Genomic DNA, 12920 nt, shown 5'->3' with positions numbered 1-12920 from the left:
GCGAAGCTTGTCGAAATTAAGAAGCATATATGAACGTTTAAACAACTAATGAATTACTGAGGTGCTACGATGAAGTTGCCAAAGCCCAATATAGCGGCTGCTTTTTTATTAATTCTACTGCTGACCGCTATGGTTCCTTTTGGTACGGCGATAGTGAGTGCTGAATCATCAGACTCTACGCTGCCCAATTGGGAGATTAAATTTGAACGTATAGAAATAGATCATATTGAAGAAGCTGTGGCAGCTCTTGATGAAGAATGGACTCGTGTTATGCCTCATGGGAAAAGCCCAGAGACTCCAAGTGGAGCAACCTCAGCCTGGCTGCGGTTTACTTTACCACAAATTAGTGATAAATCTGCGTTATTCATAGATAAAGTATATGGAAATAATGTTAAGGCTTATTTAAATAACGAATTAATATATGATTCCGGAAAAGATTTTAATTTCAATGGCAGTAAGGTTTTCATTCCTCTGTCCAAAAGTGTTGGAGGACAACAGCTATATTTATGGACCCATGGTGGCAGCAAAGACTTAGGGATCCACGGCGAAATAAGAGTAGGCCAATACGATGAGCTGTTATCTGTTTATGTAAAGCAGGGCTTAATGGATCTGATCATTGGAACGACGCTTATTTTTATTGCGATTGTACTGCTGATCTGCTCGCTATTCATGAGAAAAGGCTATTTTTCAGGCGGATTTCTATTGGTGCTGATTATTTTATCCATTGGCGTCTTAGTGGTAACGTATTCATCATTCCTGCCGACAATCCTCGGCGATTATGGAGAGATCGTACTTGTTTTCTTTGATGTAGCTTTATATACGCTTTTGCCATCCTTTACATTTTATTTTGAGAAAATATTTGGTCCAGGGAAAAAGAGAATCGTTACACGATTCCGTAAGTTTCAAATTGTCTATTCTGTATTTTGTTTTTCCCTAATGGTTATTAATATTCTTCTGTCCTATCAGTTGGATGACTTTTATCGATTGATGACTACGAGTGTGCTAGGTATTCTTATGATTGTACAAATTATACTTTTGATCAGCTTAGCGTTTATACACGCGAACCGTGGCAATGTAGATGCTGTTATTTTTACTTCAGGGTTCTCAATATTTGCTTTCATGTCTCTTAGTGAACTGGTCATGTTCTATGCATCGGGGCAATCCTATCAATTATATTGGTGGAAATGGGGAATGGTGATTTTCGTAATTGCCTTAATCGTCATTCTGGGAAGAAGGTTTACTCGAAACCATGAACAGCTTATTGAATATTCCCATCAGCTTGAGAAGTTCAATAATGATTTGCAGCGCTCGGAGAAGATGGAGATTATTAGTGAGCTGGCAGCTTCGGTTGCCCATGAAGTACGGAATCCATTGCAGGTTACCCGGGGGTTTCTGCAGATTCTTGGGGAGCGTTCAGATCAAAAGGAGCGGGAATATCTGCAAATGGCAGTGACAGAACTGGATCGAGCTACGCTCATTATTACAGACTTCCTAACCTTCGCTAAACCAGGACTTGAAACCGTAGAGCAGCTTGATGTGTCCGAAGAGTTGAGGCATGTGACGGGTATTCTTTCTCCGTTAGCGAATCTGCAAGGGGGCGTCATTGAACTTAATCTGCAGCCAGGACTTTACGTTACTGGATCATCTGCCAAGTTCAAGCAAGCGTTTATCAACATACTCAAAAATAGTATTGAAGCTTTAAAGGACAATGGGCTGATTAAAGTCACAGCCTGGAAGTCTGGAAAACATATAATAATCAGTGTTCATGATAATGGGGAAGGGATGAACCGGAATGAGCTGGCTCGGTTAGGGGAACCATATTACTCCAATAAGACCAAAGGAACGGGGCTTGGACTGATGGTAACCTTTCGGATTATTGAGGCGATGGAGGGATGCACTGAGTTTCGCAGTGAGAAAGGGGAAGGGACTGAAATTATAGTAAAAATACCAGAACTTAGAAGAATTTAGAAGTAATTTATGATAATTCCGTTTTTTAGAAGGAAAGAGTGAGGGGCTGAGCGAAGTAGTACAGACAGAATATTGTTTCTGATACTTACTTCTGAGGTGCATATATGCGCTTGATGATTAAAGTCCTACATATAGCAATAGCTCTTACTCTCCTTCTGATAGGATATAGTTCAATTGTTGTATCAGCAGCGACCCCATATCCATCCCAAGAAATTACCAGTTGGCAGATGAGATGGGGCGATGGAACCGAAAACAGCGGCATAGAGGTTCCACAGAATAATGACCAGCAGTATTGGATAAATGTGAATGCTACGAAGGAAATCCCACATCTGCCATCAGGCGTATCCACTTCTTGGACTCGTATTTCCATACCTAACTTTAGTTATATCTCCCCTTCAATCTACATTGATACTTTATATGCTCTTCATGTGAAGGTGTATGTGAACGACCGTTTGATCTTCGAGGAAGATCGTAATTATATTAAGGATAACTATTCTTTGTTGTTGCCTTTGAGTCAAAGCGATAGTGGGAAAACATTATACATTTGGACTGAAACGCTGCAGGATAGAATCGGAATTAAAAATGAAGTAGTGATCGGTGAACACAACCTGTTAATCAATGATTATATTAAAAATGGACTCAGCGATGTGATTTTGGGCTGTGCTTTTTTTCTTGTGGCTATCGTTCTATTTATAAGCTCTCTCTACATTAATAGGGACTATTTTTCCAGTGTGGCTTCACTAGCCGTTGTAATAGGTTCCACCGGAATTCTCTCGATAACCTATTCTCCTTTTATTTATACCTTTTACAGCGATTTAGGCGCGATTAGTAATGTATTTCTTGATTTGGCTTTATTCTCACTTTTACCGGCGCTTACTCTTTTATTTGAAAAAATATTTGGCAGTGGAAAATATGCGATCGTCCGTCGTTTTCGTCAATTTCAAGTCATTTACTCCTCATTTTGTTTGCTATGTCTTTTGATCAATTTTCTATCGAATAATAGCTATATTGAGTTTTATTATTTTGTATCCACCACTATTATCGGGTTCATCCTCATCCTTCAGTTCATCTTGCTGATCGTATGTGTGATTATATTTTCGCTTAAAGGGAATAGGGACGCTATCATTTTTGCCATTGGCTTTGGAACGGCTGCATTTACTGTAGTGTCAGAGTTACTGTGGTATTACATTCATAAGGGGAACTATGATTTATTCTTGTGGAAGTGGGGCATTGTTGCCTTCATAATCTCCTTGATCGTAATTCTGGAGCGAAGACTAGCCTATAGCCATCAACAGGTTGTTAACTATTCTAAAGAATTAGAGCGTTTTAACAACGAATTGCAGCGTTCAGAAAAAATGGAAATTATTAGCGAGCTTGCTGCATCTGTTGCTCATGAAGTGCGGAATCCACTCCAGGTAACTAGGGGGTTCCTTCAGCTGCTTAGCGAGAAATCCGTTGGTGAAGAGGAAATATTTATGTCGATGGCCCTTAGTGAGCTGGATCGTGCTTCCGGGATCATTACGGATTTCTTAACCTTCGCAAAACCGGAATTTGAGACGATTTCCAGTCTGAATTTGTATAATGAATTTAAGCATATTGAGAGTATTATGCAGCCGCTTTGTCATTTAAATGGAGGAAAAATGATTCTCGATGTATCGGGCGAATTATGGGTGAAGGGGAATTCCTCAAAGTTTAAGCAAGCCTTCATCAACATTATCAAAAATAGCATTGAATCTTTCCGTGACGAAGGGTTTATCTATATGTCGGTGTATGCGGAAGAGGAGAACGTAATCATTCATATCAAAGACAACGGGGAAGGGATGGACGCGGATGTCCTGCACCGATTGGGAGAGCCTTATTTCACTAAAAAGAATAAAGGGACAGGTCTTGGATTAATGGTCACTTTCCGTATCATCGAAGCTATGCAAGGTAAAGTGAAATTTACAAGCAAAAAAGGAGTGGGAACCGAATCCATCACCATACTGCCATTGGCAGAAGCTCCGGATGATTCTCACTCCTTAGGGGGTTAATCTTGTTGTCTTACCACGAACCGCGTGGTGCTGCGGTTGCCTTCAATACATCGGAAGTAGGACTTGGTGGAATTACAAGATAGAATTCGTTGGAGCCTTCTTCAACGGCTTTCAAGGTAACGCTGTCGGGAATGATTACGCCTAATGCTTCTTGGAGAGCCGCTTTTGGGTCTGAGAGTAGTCTTTTCTTGAAACTTGGATCTTCCCATGCCTTTTGAATGACTTGATTTCTAAGAATTGCTTCTGACATAATAATCACCCTTCCCAAATTGTATATATTTACCTTTAATAATATAACATAGCAAAACTACTAATACTATTCTTTTTATTACAAAATAATAGAATTAATGGACATTTTTTGACAACCAATGATATAATCCTCCGTTTAGCAAGAGCTGCTTGTCCGCTTCGATGGAATCAGAGATCTGCTGTAAGTTACTTACTAGCATGGAATGGAACGCAATAAGATGAGGGGCATCAAGGTCGGAAGCTGTAACTTTGTTATGTGTGTCGTGTGCTAATTGCGTATAGGTATGTAGACCATTTGCAGTGAATAGATAAAATTCGACCTCTTGCGTAGTGAGTTTAGCTGCACTGCTGTTTGGCAGATGTTTGCGAGTTAGGGAGAGAAGACAATTATAGTTGCCCGCGGATAAATCTTCTTTCCAGTCCTCATAGTCATCCAGCATTTGCAGTGTAAGCAAAACCGAATGGATAAGTTCTTCAGCTTGCGGCACTAAATCACTCTTTCCAGACATCAGAAGGGCAGCGGTGCTGGAAAGCTTGAGCGGACTGGCTTTATAGGAGATTTTGACCCGATCATTAAGAAAATAGTCACTGGTATTTTCGTTGCTAACACTATCTGCCCACTCCATGATATAACGATTAAATAAGATCCAGAAAGCGGATGGCTCCGGAAATAGTATCCGGTAGATATTTAAAAATTCGACATAAAGCAAATTTGCCAAGGGCAATTTTTCGTATGCGGAGGATTCTTGGCTGTCCATCAGGTCATCCTGTATGAAGAAATACAACATAAAAAAGACGTTGCCCATCGACATCTGGCGAGTAACCTCTGCAGAGATTCCGCATCCCTTCTGCAGCCAAAAGGGTAAAAGATAACATATGTAGTTTTTGTGGCTTTCAGCGTTAAATACGTTAAAATGCTCAAGATAGGACATGCCTTGTTGATTTAGAGGTTCTGGAAATTCGGAAATAATCCGTCTGCTTTCTTGGAATACCAAGCGCAGTTCATCTTCGTAGTCATTTAGCCAATCCATAACAATCCTCCTATAAAATTTTTACGAAAATGGTTCTTTTGCCCTGATTATAGCTTTCTCTTTATTCCATTACAACTAAAATTTAGGAGGTATTAGCAAATATGGAATGGTATACTTTCGGCCAAATGCTTATGGCTATTCGAATGGGCCAAAAGGCGGAAACACCGGATGGCCGCATGGTTATGCGTACCTCCACAGGACTTTTTTGGATAAACGGAATCCTGCAGGGAAAAGTGGTAGAAATTAAAGACTATCTGTTCTCTGACCTATGGCGAATCTATGAGGATCAGGAAAGCCAGCAGGAGGGAATTGGCAGGGAACAACACGAGCAACGTGAGCGGGAGATGCTTGAGAATCAATATGAAGAGCTGCGTTGGGCGAACCGAAAACGTTAGTTCAACGTTCGATTACCCAACAGCAGCTATATAGTGAATCTTAATAAGAGGGATTAGGAACTTACGGATGCGGAGAGCTCTGATTTTAATGCTTCATATTGACTCCGCAGGCGTTGAAGTTTCGAGATACTTTGCTCCAAGCCGCCGAGCCGGTTGCGTTCCGTCCACAAGAGACGATATTGGTGAAGGAGTACATCAAGATCATTGATTTGCTTTGTAATCAGCGCAGGATCAAGCGAATCTGGTGCTGATGTCAACTGTAGCTTGATTCTGCCAAGCTGCACAGCATGCTTCACGAAATGGATGCCATTACTCAGTTCTTTCAACACAAGAGCAGCATCCTCGCATTGAAGATCTAGCCCCGATAGCCGCGCCTCAATGGAGAGTAGATATTCTTCGAGATCATTGAAGTGTTCCTCAGTAAGCTTCTCTATGATTAGGAAATTGTCCAGATGGGTACGCAGCAGCAGGGACATTTCTGCATCATTTGAACGGTTGATACTGGATTCAAGCTGATAGTAATTGCCGAGATCCAGGAGCAGTTGGCCAATTCCCTCAGAACGATCTGCAAAAATAAATCTATTTAAATACTGTGCAGTATCTGCTTCCAGATTATGATCTACACTCCAGGATAGGGCTGCGCCGTAGGCGAAGCCGGCATAGCTGACCGGCAGATGCTGCCAGTGTCCAAAATCTCCCCAATCCGTAATGAGATAACCGATAGCGCCGTTGTTTTTGCCATGAATAGCTGCACTGCGCAGGTTGGCTAACATATTGTCTGTGCGTCCTGTAATGGAGTTCCATGAGCTGGTGCCTGGGCAGACATAAAAAGGAATACCTGCTTCACGGAATTTGAGCGTATCGGACTCGAAGGGATGCTCCGCGCTATAACCCCATTCCATAGCAATAATATCCTTAGGAAGCTGAGGAATCAGTTCGGGATGCTGGATAATGATATCGCCCCAGAATTGCATCGTTTTGCCACGTTTTGTAACCAACTCATAAATTTTTTGCAGGAATGATAAATAGAGTTGACCTTTGCCTTGAGTTTCTGCCAGAGCTTTATTTTTACCAAGGCCGAGTTCATAGGTCTCATCGCAGCCTACATTAAACTGATTGGAGCTAAAGTAGGGCAGCAGATCGTCAAACATTTTGTCTAGCAGAGGTAGTACAGCAGGATCTTCGGTATCAAAAGTACCAGGGTGCATAAATAAGCCTTCTGGATAAACGTCCTGCGCATACAAATTCTTCGGAAGCATAAAGCCTTCGGGAATTTCAGCTAAAGCGTTGAATTCTGGACGAGAAAGCCAGCCCTCCATATGCCCAAAGCTATTCTGATTGGGAACAAGCTCTATATAACGTGCTTTGCAATAGGCATCCAGAAGCAGGATTTCCTCTCCGGTAATTGGGGTTTCAAGCTCCCAGACTTGAGGGAAGGATTCATAAGCGAACGGAGCACCTTCTATATATAGCTGAAGTTCATTCATCTTCAAATCAGCCATAAGGTCAATGATCCGGTACAAGGTTTCTTGCTTCGGGATTTTATTGCGGCTGATATCTATGAGCAGGCCTCTGGCTCCAAAATCAGGTTCATCGCGAATATGCAGCTGAGGTATAGATTTTCCACTTTGTTCTATGATTTGTTTCAGGGTTGCTGCTGCGTAGAAAGCGCCTACAGGAGAGCTATAGGAGACAACGATACCCTTCTGTTCGACAACAATCTCATAGGCCTGTGCAGACAATAATGGCACATAGTTAAAGTTACAGACAGATACAACGGTTGGACGTAAGCCAATGGATAAAGTCAGCTGCAGATTCAATGCTTGTGCAATTACTTCCTGTAGTTTTCGTGCAGCTGGCATGGCAGATTGTTCTTCCATATTAGGAAGCACGATGCTTCCGCTTGTTGGGAAATGGAAGGAGCCTTGTGACAATGTGATTTCACGCGGATTAGGGAAAAGCAGTAGTGTAGAATGATTAAGCATAGCGTGGACACCTCTTATTCATGTAGAATATGATCATCTTCACAATAACCTTATCACTACTAAACAAGGGGAGGAATGCCTATAATGTCCAAGCACATGGATTATATGATCAGTCCATATCCAATAAGAATTATTGATCCCAAGGTTGAATCCTCCAAGCTGAAGCTCAAGAATATAAGGGTGGGACAGGCAGGACATCTGCCAGGAAGAACGTTATTCCGTTCAGGTGTAGTTTTTGAGCACTGGGCCATTGTTTACATAGTGTCAGGTAGTGGCTCCTACATGGAGATTGGGGGAAAAGAGCAGCAGGTGCGTGAAGGCAGCTTATACTTTTTCCGCCCAGGTTACAGTTATAACTTTGGTCCACCACCGGGAGGCAGCTGGGATGAGTATTATATTAACTTTAATGGCACGCGTGTATCGGAATGGCTGGAATCGGGCCTCATAGCCGGGGGAAATGTTTTTCAAGCCCAATCTATAGTAGGTCTTACTACCTTATTTGAAGAAGTGCTGGAACGGATGGAGAGCGGAGAACCTGTAGATGCGGATCGGGCAGCATTATTGCTCGAAAGAATGCTGCTGGAGTGTTCTTTTATAATAGAAGAAAAAAGTTGGAATTCTCAGGCTGATTATATGCGTCAGATTCGGGAAGACCTGAACTTATGCATTTATGGTGAAATGGACCTAGAACAAATAGCGGCAAAACATCATGTTTCGATGTCTACGCTTCGTCGTCTTGTTCGGCGCAGCAGTGGATACCCGCTTCATGAATATATTCACCGTCTAAAAATGGCGGAAGCCAAAAAGTTGCTTTTCAACACCTCATTACAAATTAAGGAAATTTCTAGTATGCTTCATTATAATGATCCGTTCTATTTTTCTCGTTTATTTAAAAAATATATGGGGATCGCACCCCAGCTTTGCCGGAATAACATTTAAATCGACATCATCCTACTAGAGTCCCAACAGCAATTGTTATAATTTGTATAATTGTTGTCGTTTTATAAGATATGTTGAAAATTATGGATTAATATTACATAAATACGTTAGTTCTTATTAACTATAGTGGATAAAATTCCAAATTTTAGTGATAAAACCTACTAAAAAAATAATAAATTTTTTGTAACTATTTTTCAAATGGAAGCGCAAACATGGGAAATGTCAACTTGTTATTGTGATTTTTCTCATGTATGATGCTTTTATCGAGCACAGTACAATCTTGCATTTTCCAAAAAACTGGAGAATAGGGTGGTGGGATGAAAATCAAACCAACTGCAGAAGACAAACTGATTGCGTATTACAGGTATTTTTCATTGTCCCTCACATCACTCATGTATCTTCTAGATCAGACGGGACCTTCCATAATTTATAAATCACTTATTATTGCTATACTTGTTATGTTTGCACAAACGTTCTCATTTTGTTATCGAAGGCTACGCAGCAGGCCGAAGACTCTCGTCCTGGCTGTTAGTATAGAGATGGTGGGAATTATCGCATTGACCTTGTTTACGGGTGGGTACGAAAGCTCTTTTAGGCTTTATGTGCTAAATCCTGTATTGATTGCTGCAGGCTCATTGTCCATTTATTTTGGATGGTCGTTGCTCTTAAGCTACATCAGTATTTTTGCGGTGCTCTGTTATTTTTTTATCAATTCTGCGAACAGAAATTTTCTGGAAATTGTATTTATAAATGGAAATCTGTTTCTAACACTGGTACTTACGGTTATAATAATGCAGATCGTTAATCGGATGAAGCGGCAACGTGAAGAATCGAATGCTCGCACGAAAGAGACGATGGAGCATATCAAATCCCTGTACCATATCGTGGAAACCTCAAGCCAACATGATTTCATGAATATCGGTCAAGTGATCACCGATTATGTTGTTAAGCTAACGAAGCTGGATAAGGCTTTGTTTTGGTTCGCCAAGAAAAGCGGAGAACCAGCTCCGCAGAGCAGGCAGACCGGCTGGCAGCAGGAAGAGGAACAGTTCCTATTCTCAGAACTGGGAAAACATGAGCATGAATGGAGATTGCAGCGAGAGCCTATTTTTAGAAATCTGCCGGGATTAGGAGATTTCCTGCTGATGCCTGTACGGATGAGCACCCGTTTTGTAGGGATGATTGGACTCAAGCTGGAGTCTACAGAGGGGCTGGAAGGCCGCAGATGGTATATTCAACAATTGATATTCTTATCTGAGCTAAGTGCGAATATTCTTGAAAGACATGAGCTTGGTGTGATCGAGAACCGGTTGATCATCACGAACGAACAGAACCGGATTGCGGATGAAATGCACGACAGTGTATCGCAGAGCCTTTTTGGTATTGTGTATGCGACGCATTCGCTGAAGGAATCGTGGAAGAGAATGTCAGATCATGAGCTAGAAGAACAAATTGAGCTTATTCATGATTCTGCTACAAAGGTTGCTAAAGAACTGCGGATCACGATCTACAGTCTTAGCTCCAAGAAGAGTGGCGGTCCTACTTGGTTGGGCATGGTAAGATCACATTTGAAGAGCTTATCCAGGTTAAATGATGTTGATATTGATTTAAAAATAACGGGCGATGATTTCAGTCTCCCTTATCCTTACCACAAAGCGCTTTTTCGGATTATCTCCGAAGCCACTGGTAATGCCATCAGGCATGGTGCTGCCAGTCGAGTGGATGTAGAACTGTCTCTAAAGCCGACTTGGATTCGATTATTGATTTGTGATAATGGTGTTGGTTTTGATACTGATTTGTTATGGATTGAATCTGAAGATAGTGTAAGCGGACTTGGCATGAAGAATATGCAATATTTGACCCAGTCGCTCGGAGGCGACTTTCAGTTGTCCAGTAATGAGAGCACAGGAACAAGAATTATGATTTCGATTCCTGTCGGTGTAGCTGAATTAAAGAATGCATAAACTTTAGGCGGGAGGTCGTTTCTGTGAAAATCGTCATTGTAGATGATCATCCTTTAGTTAGAAGAGGACTGGCATCTGTCATTTCAATGCAGCCGAATGTGCAGTTTGCAGGTGAGGCAACGAATGGCCAAGAAGCGCTTCTTGTGATTGAGGAGACGCAGCCTGATCTTGTATTGATTGATCTTAAGCTAGCAGATGAATCGGGATTGGATGTCATTAAGACAGCACGTGCTCGTGGTATCGTTAGTAAGTTCATTTTGTTGACGTCATCTGCGAGCAGAGAGGATTTCCTGAAGGCTGAAGAAGTACTGGTAGATGGATATGTACTGAAAGAGGCGTTGCCTGAGGAGTTACTATTTGCTATCCAATTGGTGCACAAGGGAAGAAAGTATTACGATCCTGGTCTGATGGAAGATAAAATGCGCATGAGTGGAAGCAGCCCAACGGATGAATTGACACCCAAAGAAAAGGAAGTCCTGATCGAGCTGGGGCAGGGCGCATGCAACAGAGAAATTGCTTCACGTCTTTTCATTAGCGAATTTACGGTGAAAAAGCATGTCAGTCAGATTTTAGCTAAATTACAGGTGGCTGATCGTACACAGGCAGCGCTTTATGCAAATGCTGTCGGATTAACCAAATATGAGATGTCATACGAGTGAAAATTGAAATAATTCGTAAGGATTGTACATGAACACGGACAGGTTGTCCGTGTTTTTTTGTGCGTTAAAACTTAAATTAGCCCTATATATGGCACTAAAGTATACCTAATCCCCCTCTTAAGAGGTATAACGTCTTACTCCAAAGTGAAGAGGAAAGTGATGGTATGAGCCATGTGGCGAATGGTGTGGATTGATAGAATTAAAGCAACAACTGAAACTTTCATGAATGCTTTCAGAATGTAATTTTAGCGGAAGGAGGGTTACTGTGGAAAAGACGATTCTGGATTACATTAACCTGATTAAAAAAAGGTTTTGGCTCATCATGGTGTTCGTTTTGATCTCCTGTGCTACGACTTACTATGTTAGCAAAAACTTCGTTGAACCCGTCTATTCCGCTTCCGGACAGCTGCTTGTCAACAACATTGCCAAAGCTCCCGAGAGCAACAATCTTAACGATTTGAGCTTTAGCCTGAATTTAATTGAGAGTTACAAGGAAATTATGAAATCACCAACCATCATGAAAAGCGTAATAGAAAATCACCCGGAGTTTGGTCTCACGGCCGATGAACTAAGTCAGAAGCTTGAGATTAAAACTTCAGAGAAGAGTCAGGTGATCAACCTCAATGTTCAGGATGAAAGCTACACCAAAGCTGCCGGGATCGTAAATGCGGTATCGCAGACATTCATTCGTGAATTGCCGTCGCTGATGAGGGTAGACAATGTTACCTTGCTGACACCGGCCGATCCGACTGATGTTCCAGGGCCCTCGAACGGCGGGTTTGCGATGAATCTCATCATTAGCTTTGTTGTATCCCTTATGGCTGCCTTAGGAATTATTTTGCTGATGGAAACACTTAACGGCACATTAAGGTCTGAAAAGGAAGCGGAATACGACCTTGGTCTACCGGTAATTGCTTCGATCGCAACCATTCGCAAACGTGATTTGGGTAAGACGGCAGGCGACACTAGAGTGAAGGAGGGTGCTTATGTTGCGGCTAAATAAGAGTCTGGTTACAGACGTTAATCCGTCCTCACATATCTCCGAATCGTTCCGATCACTGCGCACATATATACGTCAGCTTGGACTAGCGCAGGGCGGTGGAGGAAAAGTGTTGCTCTTTACGTCAGCAGAAGCTGGAGCAGGCAAGACGACAATCTTGTCGAATCTCGCGGTTTCTTTCGTCCAGGACGGCAAAAAGGTAGCGGTGGTTGACTGCAATCTGAGACATCCCGGTCTCCATACCGTGTTTGAAGTAGAGGGGAGTGACGGGCTTGCGGCTTATCTAAGTGGGCAAGAGGAAGCAGATAACATCGCAGTCCTCGGAAACTTAGCCAATCTGTCAGTCATCCCGGCGGGAAAAACTCATGTTAGTCCGCCGGATTTGCTGGGGAACCCCAAAATGACCGCTTTGCTTGAGGAACTAAAAGAAAACTACGATCTGATCCTGCTGGATTCTCCTTCGGCAGTCGATTTCAGTGATGCTCGTATATTGGCACCTCAAGCGGACGGCGTGATTCTGGTGGCCAGATACGGAAAGTCCAAACGGGAATCGATTCGCAAAGCGAAGACGCTGCTTGAACAGACCGGCTCTAATCTAATCGGAATTGCCATGAACCAGGCGAAGTAAATGTTTATGCTTTCGAAGTAAGTTTTGCTCGAAGTCAAATCATTGAAGCTAATGCTCACAAAACTTAAGTTT

The 12920-nt window shown here is 42.1% G+C and carries 11 protein-coding genes; 8 read left to right on the top strand and 3 right to left on the bottom strand.

The genetic code is table 11. The annotated features are described in order from the left end of the window. The first annotated feature begins 69 nt into the window (after positions 1-69). Both MKY14_RS22710 and MKY14_RS22705 read left to right on the top strand, forming a co-directional pair. Positions 70-1968 carry a sensor histidine kinase gene (locus tag MKY14_RS22710; RefSeq protein ID WP_076147144.1) on the top strand — a complete coding sequence of 633 codons (1899 nt, stop codon included), beginning with the start codon at positions 70-72 and terminating at the stop codon, positions 1966-1968. Between the two features lie 113 nt (positions 1969-2081). Further along, entirely contained in the window at positions 2082-3998 is a 1917-nt protein-coding gene (locus tag MKY14_RS22705; RefSeq protein WP_256717070.1) for a sensor histidine kinase, read from the top strand. A 10-nt stretch (positions 3999-4008) separates the two neighbouring features. Here the strand turns inward: MKY14_RS22705 and MKY14_RS22700 are convergent, their stop codons facing one another. Both MKY14_RS22700 and MKY14_RS22695 read right to left on the bottom strand, forming a co-directional pair. After that, the gene (locus tag MKY14_RS22700) at positions 4009-4248 is read right to left on the bottom strand and encodes an NHLP leader peptide family RiPP precursor (protein ID WP_170914256.1); all 240 of its coding nucleotides are present in this window, start codon (positions 4246-4248) and stop codon (positions 4009-4011) included. Between the two features lie 94 nt (positions 4249-4342). Continuing rightward, on the bottom strand, positions 4343-5278 hold the full coding sequence (locus tag MKY14_RS22695) for a hypothetical protein (RefSeq protein WP_076147137.1): 936 nt from the start codon (positions 5276-5278) through the stop codon (positions 4343-4345). A gap of 101 nt (positions 5279-5379) precedes the next feature. Here MKY14_RS22695 and MKY14_RS22690 point away from each other — a divergent pair, with 101 nt between their 5' ends. Beyond that, positions 5380-5673 carry a hypothetical protein gene (locus MKY14_RS22690; protein WP_076129272.1) on the top strand — a complete coding sequence of 98 codons (294 nt, stop codon included), beginning with the start codon at positions 5380-5382 and terminating at the stop codon, positions 5671-5673. 53 nt (positions 5674-5726) lie between these two features. Here MKY14_RS22690 and MKY14_RS22685 read toward each other — a convergent pair whose 3' ends face one another. Continuing rightward, positions 5727-7658: a glycoside hydrolase family 20 zincin-like fold domain-containing protein gene (locus MKY14_RS22685; RefSeq protein WP_340977374.1), complete on the bottom strand. Its 1932-nt coding sequence runs from the start codon at positions 7656-7658 to the stop codon at positions 5727-5729. An 84-nt stretch (positions 7659-7742) separates the two neighbouring features. On the opposite strand from MKY14_RS22685, the gene MKY14_RS22680 reads away from it, so the two are divergent. The 5 genes from MKY14_RS22680 to MKY14_RS22660 all read left to right on the top strand — a co-directional run bounded on the left by MKY14_RS22680 (position 7743) and on the right by MKY14_RS22660 (position 12848). Further along, the gene (locus MKY14_RS22680; protein ID WP_038568894.1) at positions 7743-8597 is read left to right on the top strand and encodes a helix-turn-helix transcriptional regulator; all 855 of its coding nucleotides are present in this window, start codon (positions 7743-7745) and stop codon (positions 8595-8597) included. Positions 8598-8914: 317 nt separating this feature from the next. Continuing rightward, positions 8915-10561, top strand: coding sequence for a sensor histidine kinase (locus MKY14_RS22675; protein WP_076137153.1), 1647 nt, complete (start codon positions 8915-8917; stop codon positions 10559-10561). A 23-nt stretch (positions 10562-10584) separates the two neighbouring features. Next, positions 10585-11220 carry a response regulator gene (locus tag MKY14_RS22670; RefSeq protein ID WP_036676623.1) on the top strand — a complete coding sequence of 212 codons (636 nt, stop codon included), beginning with the start codon at positions 10585-10587 and terminating at the stop codon, positions 11218-11220. A gap of 265 nt (positions 11221-11485) precedes the next feature. Then, positions 11486-12223: a YveK family protein gene (locus MKY14_RS22665; RefSeq protein WP_339811960.1), complete on the top strand. Its 738-nt coding sequence runs from the start codon at positions 11486-11488 to the stop codon at positions 12221-12223. Then, complete coding sequence (locus MKY14_RS22660; protein ID WP_036676617.1) at positions 12207-12848, top strand: CpsD/CapB family tyrosine-protein kinase; 642 nt, start codon at positions 12207-12209, stop codon at positions 12846-12848. Before MKY14_RS22665 ends, MKY14_RS22660 begins: the two co-directional genes overlap by 17 nt. Positions 12849-12920: the final 72 nt, after the last annotated feature.

This window comes from Paenibacillus sp. FSL R5-0887, from assembly GCF_038002305.1.
Taxonomy (GTDB): domain Bacteria; phylum Bacillota; class Bacilli; order Paenibacillales; family Paenibacillaceae; genus Paenibacillus_AQ; species Paenibacillus_AQ odorifer.
The sequence above is the reverse complement of the archived record's forward strand: the minus strand, read 5'-3'. Positions and strand labels throughout refer to the sequence as shown.